This window comes from Paucisalibacillus algeriensis (genome assembly GCF_000577245.1).
Taxonomy (GTDB): Bacteria; Bacillota; Bacilli; order Bacillales; family Amphibacillaceae; genus Ornithinibacillus.
Map to the genome: position 1 here is coordinate 568019 of NZ_CBYO010000022.1, position 20377 is coordinate 588395.

The window sequence follows — 20377 nt, forward strand, 5'->3', positions numbered from 1 at the left end:
TCGTTACAAGGTTTTATAATAAAAGGATTTTTGTCTTAGATTACTTGTCTATACTCATTTAAATTTTCTGAATATACTATCCTGCAAGGGTCCGAGAAGGAGGTGGTATAAGTGAACAGAAGAAAATTTAGTAATAATAGAAATCAAAATTTCTATAGTGGTTCTGAAAGCAATGATACGAACTATACGAAGTATATTGATATTGATGATTTTTTCGAATCAAGTTCAAATTCCCGAATGAATAAATCAAATAGAAAGCATCGAGAGGTTGGTCAACGTAATGTGAGAGGAAGAAATGAATCAACTTGCCAACAGCTAGCTGATATTATTGGAGGGGAGATAGTCACCGCAGATCCTGTCTGTGTTGTTATGCGACTTAGGGATATTAGAGCAACTATTTTAGGACGCCGTACCCGTTCCCCATTAGCTCTTCCTTTCATGTTATCCTTCGAAGATAACGGCCTAAACCTAGGTGAAACAGTAATCCTTCAAAAAGAGGTTAATCCAATGATCGATGCATTACGAAGAAGAGGAATTATCGTAACTGCATTTCATAACCATTGGCTATTTGAAGAACCACGATTAATGTATTTGCATTGGGAGAATGTTGGGATGAGTCCATTTGAATTTGCAAGAGCTAGTAGAGCAGCTGCAAAAGAAGCAAGACTCTTCTAAAATTCGAGCCATTTGTATGTTTTCAGTAAACATCACAAATGGCATTATATCTACTCAATTCCTCTTTTACCGAAACTGCTTCGTTATTCGTTTTTGTTGTTCCACTAGTATTATAAACGAACATAACTTCCCTTTACCCTTTTTAATGTGGCTACAATTAGAAAACTCACAATCACTAGTAAAACCCAGGAGCTTACCTTACCAAGAGAAACCAGACTCCAGGCATCTGTTTGGTTGGGATATTTCCAAGCTCCAAAGAATGTTGCAATATTTTCTGCAATCCAAATAAAGAATCCGATGAGTATAAAGGAAAGTGCGAGAGGCATTCTGTACCGTGTTCCTTTTACATCGTAAGAGACCCATGATTTCCAGAAAACAATTATGACTAGCCCTGCCAACCAGTAACGAATATCAATCCAATAATGGTGGGTGAAAAAATTCAAATAAATAGAAGCAGCAAGTGGTACAACAGTCCAAAACGGCGGCCACTTAATCAGTTCAACCTGTAACCTCCGCCATGCTTGGCAAAAAAAACTCGCGACACTTGCATACATGAATCCGCTATACAAAGGTACTCCAAGAATCTTAGCGATACCTTCCTCCGGGTAAGACCAGGATCCCATATGTACCTTGAAAATTTCAAGAGCAAGCCCAATAAGGTGGAACAGTGTAATGACCTTTAATTCATCCCTTGTTTCTAGACCGGAACGCACCATCCAAACCTGCATCAGAAGGAAGATGATAAGCAGCCAGTCATACCGAGGTAGGAATGGAAGTGAAATGGTTTGCGTAATTGCTAAAGAGGCAAATATAACGACAGGAAACACACAGGAAAGGGCAAGCTCCCATCCAAAACAAGTCAGTTGTTTTATAGATCTGAGGATTTGGTTTTTCCACTTTCGTTTCTGAGTTTCATGTTGGATGGCTAAACTCATTCTATAACTCCCTTTTTATCAATTATTTTAAAAACTATTACTCTACAGGACTCTAAACTTTATTGTTTAAAGCTAGAACAGAGATTTATGCAAAAGCTTGGTTTCTGTTGGTGCAATTCACCAGTTTAAGAGCCTGATTTAATGCCATGTTAAACGGTATCGCTGAAACATACACCTCGCTTATTGTTTACAAATTGATTATAAATTAATTTTTATCGTTTTACAATAAAAAGTTATTGATTTTGTTTATTATTTTATTGTTGTATATTGATGCAATGAAATTCAGAATAAGGATTTAGATGGTTTTACAGGGTAGAGTATAATGATTAAATCTAGTAATTCTCCCCCTAAAAATATGCTGACGTAGTGTAGACAATAAAAAAAGAACTTGGCTTATTTCCAAGTTCTTCTTCTGCACTATCTTTTGAATCTTACTATGATTCAAAAACAAACACAGGACCATTCCATTCTTCTCCCTGTAATTTCTGTTCTTTAATCGTTCCACTATTAGAGTAATCAGAAATAACTCTCTTCCAAAATGAATATGCTGGTTTATTCGATTCGGTTTGTCTAACTTCCCATGTACCCCCAAATTGTTCAAATAGAATAAACGCTACTTTTTTTCCAACACCTTTACGGCGGAACTTCTTCATAATAAAGAAGTCGCTTATGACGTTTGTCTTTTCATCATTACTTAATTTAACATATTCCTTAGGCACATCAAGTATAATTAACGCAAACCCTGCAATCTCACCATCAACTTCGATAATAAATGGACGGCGGTAATCCTCTGTCCATTGGTGATCTAAGTACTTATAAGAATACAGTCCATGCTTAGTTAAAGCATGGCCATCAAATTCACTACTATCGTAACGGTATAACTGTATTAAGTTATGTAGAATTACCTTATCTTCATATGGTATGAGAGAAATCGTTACGTCCATTTTTACACCTCCAATAACTAAATTACTCCTAGTCGTGGATTGGCAAATAAATCTCTACCTCTTCTTCGCCATCTTCCATTGGGTGATAGGTTTCAACAATGTAGGAGTCAAGATTTCTTTTAAAACCCTGTTCATCTGCCCATCCCAATAAACTTGAATGAAGTTCTCCAATTCTAGTAATCTTACCTCTAGTCGTTACGTAATGTTGTTCTGTTTCGATATACTCCATTCCTACAGGTACTTCATTAACCGAGTTATTCACTGCTAAACCCACATAGTAGTGACCTTCAAGATGGTTCTCATCCTCTTTAGGCTCGAAAAAAGCTACTTCCGTATCAGTCTTATTTTGGATTTCATTAGAGCGAAGCAATACTTGCTGTGCTAGTGCAGGAACATCGTTTCCAAAGTTAGAGAAAGCTCCACTGCCTTTCATACCTACTACCTTAAATTCTTTTTTCACCTTTTTACACTGCATTTTTACCCCTCCAAATTTAGTTAACATATTTCTTCGGCAATAATCTGTAGTTCCCGGGCCTTGTTAGCTAGAAAACTAGTCATATATCTTTCTAAAAACAACTTATCTGCAATTACGCCAAGTGACCCAAGAGGTGACTTATACTCAAAAGTATCAATCATTAAAGTTCCACCTGTTTCTTCTACAAATTCATGCGTATGAGTGAAAGAATGAAATGCTCCTTTCACCATTACATCAATGAACTTTATAGGCTTTTCCATATAAATGACTTTAGCTGTTAACCTTTGTTTTATACCAAAATGAGTTGCTTCCCATGTAACAGAGTCGCCCTTTTCTAGTAACCCCTGTGTAGTCCCCGCCACGGCCTTTTCTTTCGTAGTGGCAGTAGTTTTAGTATGTATATCTACGTTTCTAGCAAGATCAAAGCATTGTACTAAAGGCGCTTTAATAAATTGCTTATGGATAATCACAGGCATAGCGTTCTCCTTTTAGCCATTTATTGAAATCTATCCCCATTGACCTAAACTAATTTTTCTTTTCCACTTCTTTTACTCTTTTTTCCAAGTTTTCTATTCTAGAAAATGCAAACAATGCCAGCCCTAATGCTCCTGTTGCAATTGAAAATGCGAAAATCTCCATATACTTACTGTCCCCTTTCTAATATGTTACTCACTACTGTCTATAAGATCTTGATTTGTTTTAGTTAAAAAAGTTAATTACCCACGCTAATAGATAGATTGGTACACCAACAATTATCATACCAGCCAAGAGATAACAAAAGCTCTTGATAATAAATTTAAGAATATCATAAATGGCTCCAGCTAGATCATCTACAAAACTCCTCATAACCGACCCCCTATTCAAGATCTGCAATCATTTGTACACTCTTCATTCAACTAATATACATTCAATAAATGATTAAAGACAGGTAAGAAAATAAGCAAAGCTACTATACTTTGTATAAAAGATATTAAAATATCCTTTTTCCAAGACTTTTTCGGATAACTATTAATCCTTAGAAAGATTAATAGGAATACCCACCATATTAACAAGCTATATATAAATTCGGTAAACGTTTCGAATATCAAACAGTACCCTCCCTTTCACTTAACCAACCTAATCCATTTATTTTCTCTCTTTATAAAATGGATGGTTATGCTGACGACAGCCGAATAAGTAGCAACCACCTTCAACAAAAAAATCAATTTCAGCCGGTGGTACAAAACCTGATTTTAATGTGTCAGGAAGCACTTGAACTTGTTTATACCATTTTTCTAATTGTTGTATTTGTTCCTGACGGTCTTCCTCAGTCCAATCAGCTTCATGCTTTACATCTATTAATTCTTCTTCGATATGTCTCAACGTTTCTTCTTGAATTATCATGAGTTGTTCTTCATATCCTAATTGATACAGCACATAACCATAACGATTCAATGAGTAAGGTCCGGGACTAGTCATATCCCATTCTTTTTCATATCCCTCTTTGGCCAATGCAAATTCTCCCAATTCAATCCATAAATCAGCCACTTCCATCCAACCAATAAAATCATCATGCTTCTCATCCCATTGCAACATTAATTCTCTTGCCATATCATCACCAAATTGAATCCGAGAATAGATTTCAAGCAAAAGTTCATAACTTGATGGCCTAGCAATTTCTTGGAAATATTCAGCCGCCTTTTTCCATTGCTTCTTTCTGGCATAGACTACACCAAGGTTATGAACCACGGCAGGAAGACGTTCCATTTCCAACACTTTATTTAGTAAAGCTTCTGCGTCATTCAACATGCTTTTCCTCAAATAAATTTCACCTAGTAACGCAAAAGGAAAAGGATGATACGGTCTTAACTTTATTGCTTCTTCTAATAAATGTTGCCCTGTATCCAAATCCTCTTCCTCATTTACATACATCCACGCTACATTATGGAGACTTTCTATAGAACGATTCTTTTTCAGTATTTCTTTCATCCGCTGAAAAGCTTTATCATACTCATTGGATTCGAAATAGATTAATGCTTGTTTCAATTCTGAGTCTCTCCTAAACTATCTTCTATTTTTTCAAACTATCCAATAACACATATCCAAAAATAATACCTGCTATTGTAGTTATTGTCGGACCTCCTTCTAAAATAATTTCTGGGATAGGAATTCTTCCTAATCCCATCGTGGAGTATGGCAATTATGACATTACAATGATATATAACGATGGAATGCCAATTACCACAAATTTTATCCAATCAAATGTCCATTGCTTCTTTTCTCTAATTTCAATTATCAATTTAGGTAATCTGAGTACCAAGCCAATAACAACAGGGAATACTGCTACAAATTTTGCTAGAGGAATAAGATCGAATTCTCGTTTACCAGCTTCGTTTAAATAATATTGATACTTCATACCAAAGTAAATTATCAACCCAACAACAATTGTCCACACCAAATAATAACTAAATCTTTTAATCTAAATCTCTAAATCTCCTCCAAAATTTTTATATTATGTTACCAGACCAAATTACCGATAGCACAATAAACCCAAACATTAGAGCAGTGAAAAACGTTTGATTATGAATATCCTGTTCTTTATGTAACTTTTTGGCAATGGAGACACAATTAATAAAAAAGATTACGGCTATTATTGGCGTAATGTAAAAGAAAACAAATTCCATTTCACATCCCCTTTTCGTCTTTCCGAAGAAAAATGATATCTCTCTCCTCTTTTAATTTAGCTCACCTCTAAGACCATAATAGTTATCATTAGCTTAATGTTACAACGGGAAAAGCTATTTAAAACACCTAGAGTAATAGGTGACCAAGTAAAAATTTTCTATGCAAATTAGTCCTTATAAGCAACAGCCTCAAATGTAATGATTTGACTTGTCTTCATTGGATATTTACCGTACTTGTAATCTGCAGAAATCTGTATATCTCCAAACCCAATTTGTTCCAGAATCATTTTAAGTTCTTCAACTCCATACCATCTTAGGGGGAACCGTTCTAGTTCTGTCTGAATTAATTCGCCGTTACGCCATTTTTCATAACGATGATGTGAAATCGTGTATTGATTGATGTGGTCAACTTCAACTACTTTACTCTCTAATGTGATCATGTCACCACTATTCGTTTCCCAAGTTCTGGTTGTTGCTTTGTTCATGGAAAAATCGGTTTGTAAAAATATATCCAAAATTAGCCTGCCACCATTTGTGAGATAATTGTAGAAATTCCTTAATGCTTTGATAGAATCTTCTCTTCTATGCAAGAGAAGAAATGTTCCAGTAGGTACGATAATTGCTTCATAGTTTTTATCCAAGGAAACGGTTTCCATTTCCCCTTTAAAAAGGGTTGGTTTTAATCCTCTAGTCTCACAATGTTTACGGCAAATGGTTAACATTTCATCCGAAACATCAAAACCATCCACATGAAAACCATTTTCCAATAGCGGGATAAGAATTCGCCCAGTTCCTACCCCTGGTTCGAGAATGTTTCCTTTACAATCAGCTAGTCTTTGGCTATAAAATTCTACATCCCCAAATGATAGACCAATATATTTATCAAGATCATATACTTCAGAAGATAGCTTATTATAATATCCTAGCATTCATTTTTCTCCTTCTATTTTTAGTGTTTTATTATAATTTGATATGTAGTACAACTTCTCCGCCTGCTATTTCACCTGTCTTGGAAAACCCTAGATTCTCATATAGTTTAGTTGCTACATCATTCTCAGGTACAGTTGTGATTCTTAGGTCAATATTTCCATATAAAGTTCTAAAATAATCTAAGAACTTTCTTAAAGCAGCCTTGCCGTATCCCTTATGCTGAAACTCTTTATCTATCATGAATCTTTCTATCCACCATGAATCTAGTGGGTAATCATCATCCGCGGGATAGAAACTATACATGATAAATCCAACCATCGTTCCGTTATCATAAATAGATAATGGATGCTTCTCTCCATCTTCGTATTTCTCCTCAAGCAACGACCACCAATTTGGTGCAACAAAATCTTCTTGGTCTTTATTTACATTTAATTCCACGCATTTTTCATAGTTGTTTTTATCTATTCCTTTGAATTCAAGTTGCATTTATATCACCGCCAGTAAAATTAGTCACAAACTATTGCCTCTGAAGGGAGTCTTAGAGACAATCTCCTTATGTTGATTTCGCAAACTGCTTTCTAGCCTTTATTTCAAAATAAGTACAAGCAATCATAAGAACAATCCCTAATGCTAATAATAAATACCCATAAAGAGAATTATTATTGTAATTCAATAACGCACCTGACAGAACTATTAGAGTATATAAAGCCCTCAACATAAAGTACTTGAATTTCATTCTCCACTCTTTCCTCCTTGCTGCAATGGCCTCTCAAAAATTATTTCATATGATTTCGGCTTTCCATACCCAGTGTATTCTAGTGGCAAGACCTGTACTAATTTCCATCCATCAGATGCATTGGATTTAATCGTTTCTCTATACGTTGATGTAGAAAAAAATCCACCAAGTGATGTTTCCACAAACTTATACTCATACATTGAAAATCCCCCTCAATACCTTTTTATTATTTCTAGTACACCGATTGATTTTAAATACCATCCTCGCCTTTTAATCTCTTAACCTCTTTTTCTAGATAATCGAGTCGTTTATGAATCCTATAAAACATTGGAAGATAAGCAATCATGATAATAAGGATTGTCCACCACATTGTATTCCCCTCTTTTCATTAAGCAAATTCTTATCTTATAAAGGAACTACACAACATATATCGAACTTATAAAGCAAATAAAATACCCCATTGCCCAAATCATATTTCCGGTCTCTTAATCCCAAAAATTAAAAACAACATCCCCAACTCTTCTTGGTTTCCAATGTTTTACGTTATAGAGCTCCGCATCATTTAGTTCATTTTCATTTTCTATAGCAATTCTTCCTCTATGTTCGTTTATCACTAGCACTTCATTTAATTCATCAGGAAGTAAAATATTATAATATGGCGTAAATTCGGTTGAAAGTTTGTCATGAATAACAAATTGAATAGCAGAAATATCCTCAACAGAAGAAGCAAATGCAAGAAATGGATAGGTACTATTTAGTAAGATATATAAATCATCGCCAAAAATCGCAATTTTGACTTGATAATAATTACAGGCTATTTCTGGCTCGTTAAAAGAAATAATTTTCCCACCATGATTATTAATGATGGAGTAGCAGATTTTTTTAAAGAAAACACCATCTACACTAAGGTCATTCGGTCTATTAAATCCACTAACACCGTTACGAAGAATCATATTATATTCCTTCCTTTTTACAATCTTCCTATTGGATATTACGTTATCTACACTACATAAGTTTCATTAGTGAAATCCAAACTTTATGTGATTCTAATCAAATAGGACCGAGGTTTTTTCTGGTATTATTTACTTGAAGGTGGTAATTAATAGTCTAGACAAATTGATAAATAGGAGGTATCTCATCATGGAAAATCAAAAAGCTGATCGATTAAAAGCAATGCTGGAAGAAGCAATGATACCAGTCATTGAACGATTAGAACGCACTGATAAAGAATTGAAGGATTTAAAAGACAATAATGAAACTAATGTTCAATTGAAATTGCATTAGAAACAGATAGGCTTTATGTAAATCCTATCTGTTTTTAGTTAACTTTATCTCTTTAACATTTCTCCAAAAGTAATCCACCGTATCCTGGTGCGTCAACATTTCTTCTACTCTATTCACGTCCAGTAATGTAGCCTTACTAATTTCACTATCATTTGGCCATAGTGAATTTATGTCCCCAATAAACTCTACGAGGAACATCGTTGTTTCTTGGCTAACATAGCCTATCTGTTCTTGAACTGTTGCGGGGAAATCAAAGCAGATTTTTTCCTCTAACTGCTTAACTATCCTGAATTCGCTTGAACCGGTTTCTTCCCCTAATTCTCGTATAATAGCATGCTGTAAATCCCTATCTGCTGCCTCCACCCCACCTTTTATAAAATCCCATTCCCCTTTAATGGACTGTTTTCCTTCTTTAGTATTGATTTTGGTTTTATGTACGATTAATAATTTATCCCCTTGAAAAACAATTGCACCTACAGCTTTTCTAATCATCCCCACTACGACTCCCCTTATACCCTAAACTCTTTCTTAAAAAAGGATAAACTGATTTGGTTATCTACTACCATTTCGTTTATCCGCTGAAATTTATTTTTCAAATAGAATTTGACCGCAGGATGATTCTTGGAACCTGTAGCCACTTTCATGGTTTTCGCTGAAAAATTAGTCTCAAGAAAATCTAATAATCCTTGGGCTATGCCCTTTCTAAAATAATTCGGATGTACAAACAATCTATGAATATCTATTTCTTCTTTCTCAATCTTTATTGATACTACCCCACATAGCGTTTCGTCCATATAATATCCAAAAAACCGCTCACCAGATTGCTGTAAGGATTCAATAGTGTCCCTTAATGGTGGTAGGTCATATAAACCAATTATTTTAGCCTCAACAAAGTATGAATCCAGCTGTATGCTTAAGATGTGCTCTGTATTTTCCTTATTGAGAATATCTATCTCTTTAATCATGGTAATATACCCTCATTCTTTTAAGTCAAAAGAGACTATTATTTTGGTATTTGGTAAATAATCAAAGGTTATATAACTTCCTAGGTGCCTAGGTTTTATTTTCGTAGAATAATATAATCCTCCATCTACTTCTATCTCATTTTTATTATCCTTCCCAACATCCCGGACATAATCAATTATCCCTTCTTCGGATAAATAATTCCCCTCCATAACGTATGGAAGGTCTTTTACATACGGTACAGCCACATATCCTAAGAAAATTGCAAGTAAAAGAATGGCTAGCATTGCCACAATAAAACTCATAAATGCTTTATAATCTTCTTTGATCTTTTTTCTCTTCTTTGCTTTCGTTTTCCGTTCACGAATTGTTTCCACTGTCAGCGCTATTACAATCCAAGGGATGACAATAATAACCAGCAAAACAACCGCAACACAAAAAACAAGCATAAACCAATACAAACCCATTCACTATAGCTCCAATAACTTAAATTATCTATACCTCAACACTTACCTTATCCAAATCAAAACAGTAATACACCAACCTTCTATCCTTGAACCAATTTTCCAATGGTATTACCCAAGGTCGAAAAGATATATAATCACGTATCTCTTCTACTGTAACAAACCTTACATCCACAATTTCCTCATCGGGTTCCTGTTTATTCTGGGATAAAATTTCTCCCCAGTAATAGACATGCAAATATTCTCCATATTCTTTCGATGTGTATTCTGTAATATAAGCAACATCTTTCACATCAAGATGGTATCCCGTTTCTTCTAGACCTTCTCTTGCAGCTGCTACATGGAAGGTTTCACCCGGTTCTGTTCCACCCTTAGGCAAACTCCAACCATTATTGTCTTTCACCAGTAAGACTTTATTATTTTCAATTACTACGACCCCACCTGCTAATTTATGAACCAAAAATACTCCTCCAATATCTATAAGTAATCTCTGCAACTATGTTAGCATAATATTCCTAATACTTATACAGAAAATTGCAAGTGGACATGGATATTGGAATTGTCCCATGAAACCTTTTTGCCCTTTTTTACATACACTTCTTGTAGAGGTGATAAAAAATGGTACGAGTAAAATATACAGACAGTGACATTGCTTTAATGGCAAGGATGATGAGGGCAGAAGCTGAAGGTGAAGGACAACTAGGGATGTTAATGGTAGGTAATGTAATCGTCAATCGAGCACAGGCAGATTGCCTGGATTTTGTAGACGTGAGGACAATACCGCAAGTCATATACCAAGTTCAAGGAGGAAATTATTCTTTTGAAGCTGTACAGAAAGGGAATGTATTTTATAATAGAGCTAGAAGTACTGAAAAGCGATTAGCCAAACAAACGTTAGATTTCTGGAGAGAACATCCCTCTAAGTATGCACTTTGGTATTTTAATCCATACGCTCCATGCCCACCTACATGGTATGATCAACCATTTGCAGGACAGTTTAAACAACATTGTTATTATGAGCCTCAGGCAAATACATGTGAAAGTGTTTATAGATGATAACAAAATCCCCACAGATTGTGGGGATTTTTTATGTGGTAGAATGAAAAAGGGATTGGTACCATCCCATTATGTTATGATGATTTATTTGATTGCAGAAATTCACAGAGCTTAATATTTATTTCATGAGAAGTGTTTCCGGGCCATATTAAATGGCCTCACGAGTTAAGAATACAAAGTTCTGATGTAGGATATTTTTATGTGCAAAACATGGATGCTCTATAGAAACATAACCATCGTGTTTACTATCTAGTTGATTTCTCTTACTAATTTATCAGCCAGTATTACATTTTCTTTTAGATAGTCTGGCAAATCGGCATGTGCTAAAATCTCCGATGTCGTCATCCAAATTACATCATCAACTTCTTCCGTGCTTTTAGCATAAGGTTCTCCTGATGTATGTTGACACAAAAATACGATATCAATAACATTCAAACCAGTATCAGATATAAATGAAGAACTATTTACATACCTAATAATAGTTACCTCTATTCCTACTTCTTCAAATATTTCCCTATGTAACGTTCTTTCTAATATATCGGTAGAATTACCCTCTAGCTCACATTTCCCCCCAACAAGAGAAAGTCCTCCACCTGCATGTTCCTCTTTTTCACTTCGTTGGATTAATAGCCATTTACCATCACGATAAATTGCACCTTCTACATTAACAACAAACATAAAGATTCCCCCTAAGAAATAGTTAAGTTTCAGATCTACGTATGCAAAACATCATGAAGGAAAATATTCCATTGGCTCTGTACTATGAACGTATCCATTTTTCTTATAATATTCAATGGCTTCATCACTTGCCCAAACAATCACAAACTCATAATTATTTTCTTTTATCCAACTATTAATGGATTGTAACAACTTACTCCCAATTCCCTTATTTCTATATTTAGGATTAGTATAAACATTTGTCATATAGGCAAAAGGATGTGTTATTCTACCAGGGCGAGGTACCTTTTGTATCAATTCTATGTATATATGAGATACAACTCTACCGTTTTCTTCTGCAACCCATATATACCAATCCGGACCATTAAGAGCTTTTTCTAGAAAAACGTAGCATTCTTTTTCAAAATCATTATAGGATTCATTTGCTTTGCTTTCATCGTGTTCAATCGTAAAATCCCATCTCATTTTTATCAGTTGTTTTATGTCTTTTTTCTCAGCTAATCTAATGTTCACTTTCTTCTCTCCTCCAATCACGGCCTCTTGTCCCAAGGTTCCAGTGTACCCACTACTGTTTTTCTTTCATTACTTTGTATTCCCGTTATAACCCCTTCTGATATCTCATGATGACTAAGCCATCTAGAAGTCATCTCATTATATATAAAGCCTAATTGTACCTCTTTAACTATACAATTTTCCGGAACATCATTTTCAGTGAACGCAATATTAGTCAAGTGACTACTACTTCCCTTCACGATCACCAATGTCCACTGGCGGTGCACTTGAAGCGTTGCTATTTGTCTTTTAATGGTAGGTATAGCATCCGGGGCAGTACTATGAATCCAAGCAACTACTAGGTCAATCTCTCCATGCTCCTCATATGCATTTGTTATCTGGTGCTTCAAAGACTCCGTATTAGAGTAATCTAATTCTTGTACCTTGAGACCCTGTTCACTATATTTGTTGCTCAATCGTTCTAATCGATGTCTGTTTCTACCAAACACAACCGTGTGATTGACATGTTTTACAATCCAGCCAGTAGCCTCCGCAAGCATTCCTGTCCCACCAAATACTAATGCATGGTTACAATTCAACATCATTCCCTCCAGACCTACACAATTAGTTGATCGTTTTTACATAATCTATTAATCTAAGCTTTTCGGTTATTTCGTGTTCTCCTACTTTTTTGTACCCTAACTTTTCATAAAAATGATGATTTTCAGCATTTAAGTGCGGTGTATCTAAACTCCATTGGACTGCTTGGGGAAATTCGTCTTCAATTTGTTGCATAATCCTAGTCCCTATTCCTTCACCTTGAAATTCAGGTGATATGAATATTCGATTCAGACGGTATTTTCCTTCACCCAAATCACGAATATCTACACCACCAATAATTTCATCGTTAAACCAAATGGTATAATAAAAGAATGATTCTATCTTCAGGCGCAATCTCTCAATAGTCTCGTTTACCGGGCTACTTTCATGGTCCTGATATTTCTTTAAATCATCTGCGAATGCTTTCTTTTGTATTTCTAAAAGTTGAATAGTTTCATCTAAATTGGTTCTCGATAATATTATATTCATTCCTTCTCCCCTATTTCAATGGGACACTTCAGATCATATGGTGTGCACCTTTGCCCCATAAAGCGGTTATTAAATAATCTGATCCGCCTAATTTCTTACAGCCTACGGGCTATTCTAAAAAAAGAAAACAAGAAGGCACCCGATTCCTGCCAATGTGCTCATAACCCCACCAAACCGTGTAGAAAAGATATATATATCAGAGGGTTCTGTCGCATCATTGGACTTCCAACTTTCCGTCAATTTCCAAATCCATTCTGGTTTTAACAGGGCACATAGACCGAATACCGTTACAAATAACGAAAGTAATAGCAACATACAATACCCTCCTGAGATACATTCAATTTGAATTTATAAGTTTCATACCTATTTAATTGAAATACTACTACTTCTTATTTTCAAATTCCACATCTTCTCTACGCTTAAAATACCAATTCCTAATCCCTAGCGCATAGTCTAGCGGAATATCTTGGATTGTTTCCATATGAATTGGAGTAGATCGATTAATGGTCGTCACTGATGCTACATTAAAAGATTTTTGAAGTCTCGACTGAGAATAACTCATCTCTACTACATTTTTTCGTTTCGTTATAAACATACGGCTATTTAAACCACCATGCCACCACTGAACCTGATCATCAGTTACCACATATCTTGTATGAATATAATCTAATATCCTGTTCAATACAATAATCCCTAGTAAAACTAAACTCCACACCCACCAAGTAACGTGAAGAAATTCTGGCTTGAAATAAAACAAAGCAGCCGTTGCTAGAATCCATAACCAACTCGGTCTCAATAATTTAAGCCATAACGCAATGCGTGGTAACCTTTCTAATCTGCTATTTATTTGATAGATTGGTAATAATTCTTCTATTAACTGGTACGCTTTTTCTACCGGCAAAAACGGGTATAGCGAGTTAACGTTTAGTGATCCATCTTCTATATTCGGTTTTGCTGAACTTATCAGTTTCACTTCCGCTAAACCAAATAAACGTTTTAAAACCGATTGTTCCATTTCCAATCCTTGAATCTTCTTCTTTTCAATTACAAAATAACTTTCATTTAGGACCCCTCTATCAATGTAAATATGGGTGTCATCAGAGGAAATCTCATATTTACCATAACGAATAAATGTTCTAGCAATCCCAAACGTAACAGCAACAATAACCGCAAACGCAATCACAATACCAATTAGCCACGAACTATTTAGCAACAGTCGAAACATTCCTTCGAACTGATTGGTATCCTTAATAAAAGGCTCTACATAATCCAATAATCCTGCCGTAATCGGAATAATCGCTAGGAAACTTAATGATGTAAAACTTGCCTTCCACAGGTCCTTACGCCTCGGTGTAAAATGAACAGTCCGATTTGTTACCGGAATTTGTTTCTTTTCCTCCTCTTCTTCCTCTATCTCGGTTTCTGATACATGTTTAGACTCCATTGCCTTTTGTACATGATTGTCTTGTTTTGCTTGAACTAAATCAATTAATTCTTGAGCATTATTTTTGGAAATTACCTCGAAATGAATAGCATCCTCTACCCCATCCATTGCAGTTTCAAATGTTAAGGAAGTCAGTCCAACAATTTTGTGAAAAACAGTAGTCTTCCTTGTTACATTTTGAATTTTAGAGAACGGAATAGTACTAGATTGTTTCACAAAGATTCCTTTATGAATCTGAAAAACTCGGTCCTTCCATTCATATTTCTCCACAAACCATGCCGTAATAATAGAAACGAATCGTACAAGTACATAAAGTAAAAATACATACCTTCCATACTTCCATAGCCAGAATTCTGATCCCTTATTTATAACAAATAACAAAATCGCAATAAAAAGGTTACTTTTTACCAATTGATAGATTCGAAAAGCAATAGTCAACGGATGAAATCGCATTATTCATCCACTTCCTTCAGTTTCGCGAACTCTGCTAATCTTTCTCTTAGTGCGAGTGCAACATCTTCTTCCAAAGCTGGAATCGCATGCGATGATCCAACTGTTTCCACTTTAATGGAACGGACATTATATCGTTTCATAATTGGACCTTGACTAGTTGTGACGGATTGAATCTTCGTCATTGGTACCGTCACCCATTCTTTCTGAAAGATTCCATAGCTTAATTGGAGATATTCATCATCAAACTGATAACTCCAACTACGGTACAGATATGTAGGTTCAAAAATCGACCAGATAAATCCAATAATGGTCAATATGACTAAACCAACCAAAACCCAATAAACCCATATCGGCCAATCAAAATAATGATATACCCAAAATAATATTCCAATAACCACAAGCCCGATAATATTCCCTATCGTTTCTGAAATTCTACGTATTTTAGGAAAAGAATGAGCTAAAGCGTTTTCTAGTTTTGTTTCATTCATCAGTAGTTGCCTCCAAAATCAAGTAATATAATTTAATCTCTATTCTATACGAAATAGTAGACAAAAAGTTTTCATTTTGTCGTTATTTTCCAAATCAATTTTTGAGGGATGACGTACTTTCCCATAATTTCTATCATTTGAATGTAGCTCTTCTCTACCATCGTGACAATTTGAAACACATTTTTCTATAACTTCCATCATAAGGTAAAGCATGAGTAAATATACTTATTCATTTAAGACAAAAGCAAGCTATAAATTGACATGGGGGGGAGGAAAAAAATGTCAGATTTACAGAATGAAAACAAGGAGCAATCAGAAATAAAAGAAGAAGATTCAAACCAAGAAAAGAACAAAACATCAACTGGTTTAGAGGAAAACGTTGCTGGCTTGATATGTTATGTGGTTGGATTTGTTACCGGATTAATCTTTTTACTCATAGAAAAAGATAGCCACTTTGTACGGTTTCATGCATTACAATCTATTATAGTCTTTACTGCATTATTTGTTCTTAATATCGTACTGAGCTTTATCCCATTCTTAGGATGGGCAATCACCATGTTATTAGCACCACTTTCATTAGTTTTATGGATCGTGTTAATGATACAGGCTTATCAAGGAAAATTATTTAAGCTACCCATAATTGGGGATATTACGGAGGACCAGTTGAAGAAGATGAAAGGTTAAACTACTATTAAAATAGATGCTCAGAGACAGCCTCTGAGCCATCTATTTTATCTTTAAGAGATGTATGCATTTTCAATCCTTCAAGTTATTATCAATTTATATTCTAGCAATTTAACCTATTCTTCGAATTTCCTTCTAGAAAGGCATTTAAATTATCTACTGCTTGTTCTAATAGACGCTGTCTTGCTTCTTTAGTCGCCCAAGCGATGTGCGGTGTAATGATACAGTTTTTTGCATGTAGAAGTGGATTATTTTCATTGATTGGTTCCGACGAATCGACATCCACTGCAGCTCCCCCGACTTTTCCATTGTTTAGCGCCTTAGCTAAATCTGTTTCATTAATTAAAGCCCCTCTTGCGGTGTTGATCATAAGTACACCATTTTTCATTTTACGGATGGATGCTTTATTAATCATTCCTTTATTTTCTTCTGTAAGTGGGCAATGCAGAGATATTACATCTGAATTGGCGTATAGCTCATCTAAAGAGGCGAATTTCATTTGAGATGTTTCTAGGTCTTTATTTGGAGTTCGTTTATTTGCGATTACATTCATTCCGAAAGCTTGAGCTATTTTACTTGTAGCTTGTCCGATACGACCATATCCGATGATACCGATTGTTTTCCCTGATAGTTCTATTAACGGTTTCTTCCAGAAGCACCAGTCCTGGTTATTGGTCCATTCACCTTGTTTTACTGCATCATGATGAAGACCTACATGATTAGTAAGCTCAAGAAGTAAAGAAAAGGTCGTTTGAGCCACTGTATTTGTCCCGTAGGTTGGAATGTTTGTAACTACTATATTTCTTTCTTTCGCTGCTTGGATATCGACGACATTATACCCTGTTGCTAGTACACCAATGTACTTTAGATTGGGAAGTTCATCAATTACCTCTCTTTGAATAGGTGTTTTGTTTGTTAAGATTATTTCTGCATCTTTTGACCGTTCGATTATTAATTGGGTGTCATTCGTTGAAAAGGATGTACGGTCGTAGATAGTGAAGTCAGCTAGTTCGGTTAACAGTGTCCAGTCAAGGTCACCCGGGTTTATGGTGTGGCCATCTAGAATAATTGCTTTTTTCATATAATCTACTCTCCCCTAAATTCTTCCTTGTTCTTCAATATTCGTAGCACTATCCAAATTTAGTGATGATTGTCCAATAAATTTTCAATCTAATCTAACAGATGATGTAACAATCGATCTCTATTTTCAAAAAATTGTTTCATAATCTTATAATGGCCTGTTTCTTCTAATCTCATTTCTTGTGATCCTTCTTCTGTTAGTTCAATGATTTTGGCACTTGGGTAGGCCATAATGATTGGAGAATGGGTTGAAATAATAAACTGAGATCCACCATTTACCAGTTCATGAATCCTAGCCAGCATCGACATCTGTCTCAATGGTGACAATGCTGCTTCTGGTTCGTCTAGTATGTACAGTCCATTCTCGCTAAAGCGATGAATAAACGTTGCAAAAAAAGATTCACCATGGGAAAGCTCGTGAAGAGAAGTCCCACCAAATGAATCGACTATTTTTCCCCCGAAACCCTCCCGATCTAATTCTTCTATGTTAGTAGCCAGATTATAATAGGATTCTGCACGAAAGAAAAAACTGTCCTTAGGCCGGTATGGTCCTTTTGCTAGACGGATATACTCATGTAAATCGGAATGCGAGTCATAACTAGAGAAGTTAAAATTAAGTGTACCACCCTCAGGATTAAATCCTAAACCAATTGCAATCGCTTCTAATAAAGTGGATTTCCCCATCCCATTCTCTCCAATAATGTATGTAACATTGGGATGGAATGCTATTCGTTGGAAATTCCTAATCACAGGTAAATTCAGTGGGAACCGATCATAGGATATTATATTTTCCTGTTTTAAATCGATACGTTTCAAGTATTGCGTATCTTTGTCTAGTAGCATGATTAAAACCTGCCCTCATTCTCACAATTACACTCGTACTCTTTGAATGTATACTCTTTGTATAGTTTTAAATCAGTGAATTTACTAGAATATGATTCATATATTTTGACTACAGGAGCAATATCATGTTGGGCAAATTCCTTCACTTTATCCACAAAATTATCAGCTGAATTAATTGGATATTCATTCATATCTTGATACAGGCTTTGATGTTCACAAACATCGTAGGTTACTGCTAGGTAATATTTTGACATTAAACCATCTCCTAATTTTGTTTACATATTAAACACCCTCTTACTCCGTGTAGGAGTAGGATCCTTCAGGAGGAGAGTTTATGTAGATTCCGTCGTTTCCACTTAACTGCCATCTCTACTAGTTTACCTGTTTTACATACTATGAGAAAGAGTGTTTTATCAATTCCATTCCAGATCCAATTTTTTTATCTTGTAACCACCTGCATAAAATCCTAATAAAATATCACGAAATCATATTTAGCCATTATCTAAATTTTAAGGAGTGAGCGTATGCCAGCCACAACAGGAAAAAAATATATCGAAAGAATTAACGATCTACATTCAGATGTATGGGTGGATGGCAAACCTATACAAGGGAAAATCTCCGAGCATACTGCATTCAAAGGGGTTATGAAGAGCCAAGCCGCATTATACGATATGCAACATGATACTTCATTAAGAGAAATCATGACCTACACGTCCCCATTGACTGACCAGCTAGTGGGGACGTCCTATCTACAACCGAAAACACAAGAAGACCTGGTGAAACGAAGAAAAATGATTCAACAATGGGCATTGTCGAGCAATGGTATGTTGGGGAGAAGTCCAGACTATATGAATACTGTAATCATGGCACTCGCTTCATCTGCTCCCTTTTTAAAGGGTAAAGAAAACTGTTTTCCCGAGCGATTGGTGAATTTCTACGAATATGCTAGGGAGAATGACTTATCCCTAACCCATTCCTTTGTCAATCCACAGGTAAACCGTGCGCAATTTTACTTAGAAGATATAGATGATGAACCGATTGCTGCAAAAGTGATAGACAGAAATGAAGAAGGAATCATCGTAAAAGGAGCACGTTTACTAGCAACCCGGGGCGGAGTTACAGATGAACTTGTTGTGTTTTCAGCTGGTGGCATTCAAGATAAAGCAAATGGATTTGCATTTTCCATTCCAAGTAATCAAAAGGGATTAAAGTTTATATGCAGAGAATCCTTTGTAGGTGGCGAATCCACTTTTAATTATCCATTAAGTTCACGATACGAAGAAATGGACAGTATTGTTGTATTTAATGATGTTCTTGTACCATGGGAACGTGTATTTTATTATGATAATTTACTTGTTTCTAATACCTTTGCGACAAAGAGCTCTTTCCTGCCATTTTCCATACATCAAGCAATTTCCAGACAAATTGTAAAAACAGAATTTGTACTAGGGTTAGTTCAGGCTATTATCGATTCAATTAATATCGGAGAGTATCTCCATGTACAGGAAAAAACCTCTGAGATTATCATTGCTTTAGAGACATTAAAAGCGTTGGTCATCAAGTCTGAGGTGGAAGCAAAATTTGATGAATGGGAAGTTTTACGTCCAGATCAAAAAACATTACAAGTAGCAAGCAACATATATCCAAAAGTTTATGCTAGATTTAGTGAAATCATCCAACAGATAAGTGCAAGCGGAATAATGACAATACCTACGGAGAATGCATTTCAATCGGAATTAAGAGCAGACCTAGATCATTATTTGCAGTCAAATTTAGATGATGCCAAAACACGGGTCAAACTATTCCGCTTGGCATGGGAGTTAACCATGAGTGCTTTTGGTACTCGTGAAATGCAGTATGAGCGGTATTTCTATGGTGATCCAGTAAAATTGGCAAGTCAATTGTATTATACCTACGAAAAAGAACTGTACGTGAAGCGTGTTAGAGAGTTTTTGATATAAAAGGGACTGTAGAATTATAGAGCAAAACAAGAAGCACAGT

The 20377-nt window shown here is 35.4% G+C and carries 32 protein-coding genes; 5 read left to right on the top strand and 27 right to left on the bottom strand.

Annotation, left to right across the window (positions count from 1 at the left end):
• Positions 1-111 precede the first annotated feature (111 nt).
• Positions 112-675 carry a DUF1259 domain-containing protein gene (locus TY11_RS18845; protein WP_369797425.1) on the top strand — a complete coding sequence of 188 codons (564 nt, stop codon included), beginning with the start codon at positions 112-114 and terminating at the stop codon, positions 673-675.
• Between the two features lie 110 nt (positions 676-785).
• On the opposite strand, the gene TY11_RS18850 is transcribed toward TY11_RS18845, so the two are convergent.
• The 13 genes from TY11_RS18850 to TY11_RS18905 all read right to left on the bottom strand — a co-directional run bounded on the left by TY11_RS18850 (position 786) and on the right by TY11_RS18905 (position 8311).
• Positions 786-1610: a DUF817 domain-containing protein gene (locus TY11_RS18850; protein ID WP_042149925.1), complete on the bottom strand. Its 825-nt coding sequence runs from the start codon at positions 1608-1610 to the stop codon at positions 786-788.
• A 434-nt stretch (positions 1611-2044) separates the two neighbouring features.
• Positions 2045-2554: a GNAT family N-acetyltransferase gene (locus TY11_RS18855; protein WP_042149928.1), complete on the bottom strand. Its 510-nt coding sequence runs from the start codon at positions 2552-2554 to the stop codon at positions 2045-2047.
• Positions 2555-2582: 28 nt separating this feature from the next.
• Complete coding sequence (locus TY11_RS18860; RefSeq protein WP_042149931.1) at positions 2583-3029, bottom strand: GyrI-like domain-containing protein; 447 nt, start codon at positions 3027-3029, stop codon at positions 2583-2585.
• A gap of 20 nt (positions 3030-3049) precedes the next feature.
• Complete coding sequence (locus tag TY11_RS18865; RefSeq protein ID WP_042149935.1) at positions 3050-3505, bottom strand: SRPBCC family protein; 456 nt, start codon at positions 3503-3505, stop codon at positions 3050-3052.
• A gap of 223 nt (positions 3506-3728) precedes the next feature.
• Positions 3729-3875, bottom strand: coding sequence for a hypothetical protein (locus TY11_RS20735; protein WP_197025124.1), 147 nt, complete (start codon positions 3873-3875; stop codon positions 3729-3731).
• 279 nt (positions 3876-4154) lie between these two features.
• The gene (locus TY11_RS18875; RefSeq protein ID WP_042149942.1) at positions 4155-5054 is read right to left on the bottom strand and encodes a tetratricopeptide repeat protein; all 900 of its coding nucleotides are present in this window, start codon (positions 5052-5054) and stop codon (positions 4155-4157) included.
• 154 nt (positions 5055-5208) lie between these two features.
• Positions 5209-5466: a hypothetical protein gene (locus TY11_RS19935; RefSeq protein ID WP_052345904.1), complete on the bottom strand. Its 258-nt coding sequence runs from the start codon at positions 5464-5466 to the stop codon at positions 5209-5211.
• 49 nt (positions 5467-5515) lie between these two features.
• Positions 5516-5692, bottom strand: coding sequence for a hypothetical protein (locus TY11_RS20555; protein WP_155982742.1), 177 nt, complete (start codon positions 5690-5692; stop codon positions 5516-5518).
• Positions 5693-5859: 167 nt separating this feature from the next.
• Positions 5860-6621, bottom strand: coding sequence for a class I SAM-dependent methyltransferase (locus tag TY11_RS18885; RefSeq protein ID WP_042149945.1), 762 nt, complete (start codon positions 6619-6621; stop codon positions 5860-5862).
• A 31-nt stretch (positions 6622-6652) separates the two neighbouring features.
• Entirely contained in the window at positions 6653-7108 is a 456-nt protein-coding gene (locus tag TY11_RS18890; RefSeq protein ID WP_042149948.1) for a GNAT family N-acetyltransferase, read from the bottom strand.
• A 67-nt stretch (positions 7109-7175) separates the two neighbouring features.
• Positions 7176-7358, bottom strand: a complete 183-nt coding sequence (locus tag TY11_RS18895; RefSeq protein ID WP_042149951.1) for a hypothetical protein — start codon at positions 7356-7358, stop codon at positions 7176-7178.
• Positions 7355-7558, bottom strand: a complete 204-nt coding sequence (locus TY11_RS18900) for a DUF4177 domain-containing protein (RefSeq protein ID WP_042149954.1) — start codon at positions 7556-7558, stop codon at positions 7355-7357. The genes TY11_RS18895 and TY11_RS18900 overlap by 4 nt, the downstream gene beginning before the upstream one ends.
• Positions 7559-7843: 285 nt before the next feature.
• Complete coding sequence (locus TY11_RS18905) at positions 7844-8311, bottom strand: hypothetical protein (protein ID WP_042149955.1); 468 nt, start codon at positions 8309-8311, stop codon at positions 7844-7846.
• Between the two features lie 187 nt (positions 8312-8498).
• On the opposite strand from TY11_RS18905, the gene TY11_RS20560 reads away from it, so the two are divergent.
• Entirely contained in the window at positions 8499-8642 is a 144-nt protein-coding gene (locus TY11_RS20560; protein WP_155982743.1) for a hypothetical protein, read from the top strand.
• Between the two features lie 24 nt (positions 8643-8666).
• On the opposite strand, the gene TY11_RS18910 is transcribed toward TY11_RS20560, so the two are convergent.
• The 4 genes from TY11_RS18910 to TY11_RS18925 are packed head-to-tail and all read right to left on the bottom strand — an operon-like array spanning position 8667 to position 10529.
• On the bottom strand, positions 8667-9134 hold the full coding sequence (locus TY11_RS18910; protein WP_042150478.1) for an NUDIX domain-containing protein: 468 nt from the start codon (positions 9132-9134) through the stop codon (positions 8667-8669).
• A 17-nt stretch (positions 9135-9151) separates the two neighbouring features.
• Positions 9152-9607 (bottom strand): GNAT family N-acetyltransferase, encoded by a 456-nt coding sequence (locus TY11_RS18915; protein ID WP_042149958.1) that lies wholly within the window; start codon positions 9605-9607, stop codon positions 9152-9154.
• A 12-nt stretch (positions 9608-9619) separates the two neighbouring features.
• Positions 9620-10072, bottom strand: a complete 453-nt coding sequence (locus TY11_RS18920) for a hypothetical protein (protein WP_042149961.1) — start codon at positions 10070-10072, stop codon at positions 9620-9622.
• 28 nt (positions 10073-10100) lie between these two features.
• Positions 10101-10529 (bottom strand): NUDIX domain-containing protein, encoded by a 429-nt coding sequence (locus TY11_RS18925; protein WP_052345905.1) that lies wholly within the window; start codon positions 10527-10529, stop codon positions 10101-10103.
• 158 nt (positions 10530-10687) lie between these two features.
• Here TY11_RS18925 and TY11_RS18930 point away from each other — a divergent pair, with 158 nt between their 5' ends.
• On the top strand, positions 10688-11125 hold the full coding sequence (locus TY11_RS18930; RefSeq protein WP_042149964.1) for a cell wall hydrolase: 438 nt from the start codon (positions 10688-10690) through the stop codon (positions 11123-11125).
• A 249-nt stretch (positions 11126-11374) separates the two neighbouring features.
• Here the strand turns inward: TY11_RS18930 and TY11_RS18935 are convergent, their stop codons facing one another.
• From TY11_RS18935 to TY11_RS18965, 7 genes are all read right to left on the bottom strand, one after another.
• Positions 11375-11803: an NUDIX hydrolase gene (locus tag TY11_RS18935; protein WP_042149967.1), complete on the bottom strand. Its 429-nt coding sequence runs from the start codon at positions 11801-11803 to the stop codon at positions 11375-11377.
• A 51-nt stretch (positions 11804-11854) separates the two neighbouring features.
• Positions 11855-12316 (bottom strand): GNAT family N-acetyltransferase, encoded by a 462-nt coding sequence (locus TY11_RS18940; protein ID WP_052345906.1) that lies wholly within the window; start codon positions 12314-12316, stop codon positions 11855-11857.
• Between the two features lie 17 nt (positions 12317-12333).
• Positions 12334-12894 carry a Rossmann-fold NAD(P)-binding domain-containing protein gene (locus TY11_RS18945; RefSeq protein WP_155982744.1) on the bottom strand — a complete coding sequence of 187 codons (561 nt, stop codon included), beginning with the start codon at positions 12892-12894 and terminating at the stop codon, positions 12334-12336.
• 25 nt (positions 12895-12919) lie between these two features.
• Positions 12920-13384, bottom strand: coding sequence for a GNAT family N-acetyltransferase (locus tag TY11_RS18950; protein WP_042149973.1), 465 nt, complete (start codon positions 13382-13384; stop codon positions 12920-12922).
• 114 nt (positions 13385-13498) lie between these two features.
• A complete protein-coding gene (locus TY11_RS18955) occupies positions 13499-13699 on the bottom strand; it encodes a DUF6199 family natural product biosynthesis protein (protein ID WP_042149976.1) in 201 nt (66 codons plus the stop codon).
• A 67-nt stretch (positions 13700-13766) separates the two neighbouring features.
• Entirely contained in the window at positions 13767-15281 is a 1515-nt protein-coding gene (locus TY11_RS18960) for a PH domain-containing protein (protein ID WP_042149979.1), read from the bottom strand.
• Positions 15281-15769 carry a PH domain-containing protein gene (locus tag TY11_RS18965; protein ID WP_042149982.1) on the bottom strand — a complete coding sequence of 163 codons (489 nt, stop codon included), beginning with the start codon at positions 15767-15769 and terminating at the stop codon, positions 15281-15283. The genes TY11_RS18960 and TY11_RS18965 overlap by 1 nt, the downstream gene beginning before the upstream one ends.
• Positions 15770-16048: 279 nt before the next feature.
• Here TY11_RS18965 and TY11_RS18970 point away from each other — a divergent pair, with 279 nt between their 5' ends.
• Positions 16049-16453 (top strand): DUF4870 domain-containing protein, encoded by a 405-nt coding sequence (locus TY11_RS18970; protein ID WP_081755994.1) that lies wholly within the window; start codon positions 16049-16051, stop codon positions 16451-16453.
• Positions 16454-16556: 103 nt separating this feature from the next.
• Here TY11_RS18970 and TY11_RS18975 read toward each other — a convergent pair whose 3' ends face one another.
• The 3 genes from TY11_RS18975 to TY11_RS18985 all read right to left on the bottom strand — a co-directional run bounded on the left by TY11_RS18975 (position 16557) and on the right by TY11_RS18985 (position 18630).
• Positions 16557-17534 carry a D-2-hydroxyacid dehydrogenase gene (locus TY11_RS18975; RefSeq protein WP_042149985.1) on the bottom strand — a complete coding sequence of 326 codons (978 nt, stop codon included), beginning with the start codon at positions 17532-17534 and terminating at the stop codon, positions 16557-16559.
• Positions 17535-17623: 89 nt separating this feature from the next.
• Complete coding sequence (locus TY11_RS18980; protein WP_042149988.1) at positions 17624-18376, bottom strand: AAA family ATPase; 753 nt, start codon at positions 18374-18376, stop codon at positions 17624-17626.
• A 2-nt stretch (positions 18377-18378) separates the two neighbouring features.
• Positions 18379-18630, bottom strand: coding sequence for a hypothetical protein (locus TY11_RS18985; protein ID WP_042149990.1), 252 nt, complete (start codon positions 18628-18630; stop codon positions 18379-18381).
• Between the two features lie 270 nt (positions 18631-18900).
• Between TY11_RS18985 and hpaB the strand changes: the two genes are divergently transcribed.
• A complete protein-coding gene (gene hpaB / locus TY11_RS18990; RefSeq protein ID WP_042149993.1) occupies positions 18901-20337 on the top strand; it encodes a 4-hydroxyphenylacetate 3-monooxygenase, oxygenase component in 1437 nt (478 codons plus the stop codon).
• Positions 20338-20377 lie beyond the last annotated feature (40 nt).

Excerpts from the sequence above, each read along its gene's own strand:
- TY11_RS18855 (WP_042149928.1), bottom strand. The coding sequence starts at position 2,554 with ATGGACGTAACGATTTCTCTCATACCATATGAAGATAAGGTAATTCTA.
- TY11_RS18900 (WP_042149954.1), bottom strand. The coding sequence starts at position 7,558 with ATGTATGAGTATAAGTTTGTGGAAACATCACTTGGTGGATTTTTTTCT.
- TY11_RS18920 (WP_042149961.1), bottom strand. The coding sequence starts at position 10,072 with ATGGGTTTGTATTGGTTTATGCTTGTTTTTTGTGTTGCGGTTGTTTTG.
- TY11_RS18975 (WP_042149985.1), bottom strand. The coding sequence starts at position 17,534 with ATGAAAAAAGCAATTATTCTAGATGGCCACACCATAAACCCGGGTGAC.
- hpaB (WP_042149993.1), top strand. The coding sequence starts at position 18,901 with ATGCCAGCCACAACAGGAAAAAAATATATCGAAAGAATTAACGATCTA.
- TY11_RS18910 (WP_042150478.1), bottom strand. The coding sequence starts at position 9,134 with ATGATTAGAAAAGCTGTAGGTGCAATTGTTTTTCAAGGGGATAAATTA.
- TY11_RS20735 (WP_197025124.1), bottom strand. The coding sequence starts at position 3,875 with ATGAGGAGTTTTGTAGATGATCTAGCTGGAGCCATTTATGATATTCTT.
- TY11_RS20560 (WP_155982743.1), top strand. The coding sequence starts at position 8,499 with ATGGAAAATCAAAAAGCTGATCGATTAAAAGCAATGCTGGAAGAAGCA.
- TY11_RS18915 (WP_042149958.1), bottom strand. The coding sequence starts at position 9,607 with ATGATTAAAGAGATAGATATTCTCAATAAGGAAAATACAGAGCACATC.
- TY11_RS18980 (WP_042149988.1), bottom strand. The coding sequence starts at position 18,376 with ATGCTACTAGACAAAGATACGCAATACTTGAAACGTATCGATTTAAAA.
- TY11_RS18885 (WP_042149945.1), bottom strand. The coding sequence starts at position 6,621 with ATGCTAGGATATTATAATAAGCTATCTTCTGAAGTATATGATCTTGAT.
- TY11_RS20555 (WP_155982742.1), bottom strand. The coding sequence starts at position 5,692 with ATGGAATTTGTTTTCTTTTACATTACGCCAATAATAGCCGTAATCTTT.
- TY11_RS18930 (WP_042149964.1), top strand. The coding sequence starts at position 10,688 with ATGGTACGAGTAAAATATACAGACAGTGACATTGCTTTAATGGCAAGG.
- TY11_RS18935 (WP_042149967.1), bottom strand. The coding sequence starts at position 11,803 with ATGTTTGTTGTTAATGTAGAAGGTGCAATTTATCGTGATGGTAAATGG.
- TY11_RS18890 (WP_042149948.1), bottom strand. The coding sequence starts at position 7,108 with ATGCAACTTGAATTCAAAGGAATAGATAAAAACAACTATGAAAAATGC.
- TY11_RS18960 (WP_042149979.1), bottom strand. The coding sequence starts at position 15,281 with ATGCGATTTCATCCGTTGACTATTGCTTTTCGAATCTATCAATTGGTA.
- TY11_RS18895 (WP_042149951.1), bottom strand. The coding sequence starts at position 7,358 with ATGAAATTCAAGTACTTTATGTTGAGGGCTTTATATACTCTAATAGTT.
- TY11_RS18905 (WP_042149955.1), bottom strand. The coding sequence starts at position 8,311 with ATGATTCTTCGTAACGGTGTTAGTGGATTTAATAGACCGAATGACCTT.
- TY11_RS18970 (WP_081755994.1), top strand. The coding sequence starts at position 16,049 with ATGTCAGATTTACAGAATGAAAACAAGGAGCAATCAGAAATAAAAGAA.
- TY11_RS18985 (WP_042149990.1), bottom strand. The coding sequence starts at position 18,630 with ATGTCAAAATATTACCTAGCAGTAACCTACGATGTTTGTGAACATCAA.
- TY11_RS18955 (WP_042149976.1), bottom strand. The coding sequence starts at position 13,699 with ATGTTGCTATTACTTTCGTTATTTGTAACGGTATTCGGTCTATGTGCC.
- TY11_RS18950 (WP_042149973.1), bottom strand. The coding sequence starts at position 13,384 with ATGAATATAATATTATCGAGAACCAATTTAGATGAAACTATTCAACTT.
- TY11_RS18965 (WP_042149982.1), bottom strand. The coding sequence starts at position 15,769 with ATGAATGAAACAAAACTAGAAAACGCTTTAGCTCATTCTTTTCCTAAA.
- TY11_RS18850 (WP_042149925.1), bottom strand. The coding sequence starts at position 1,610 with ATGAGTTTAGCCATCCAACATGAAACTCAGAAACGAAAGTGGAAAAAC.
- TY11_RS18865 (WP_042149935.1), bottom strand. The coding sequence starts at position 3,505 with ATGCCTGTGATTATCCATAAGCAATTTATTAAAGCGCCTTTAGTACAA.
- TY11_RS18860 (WP_042149931.1), bottom strand. The coding sequence starts at position 3,029 with ATGCAGTGTAAAAAGGTGAAAAAAGAATTTAAGGTAGTAGGTATGAAA.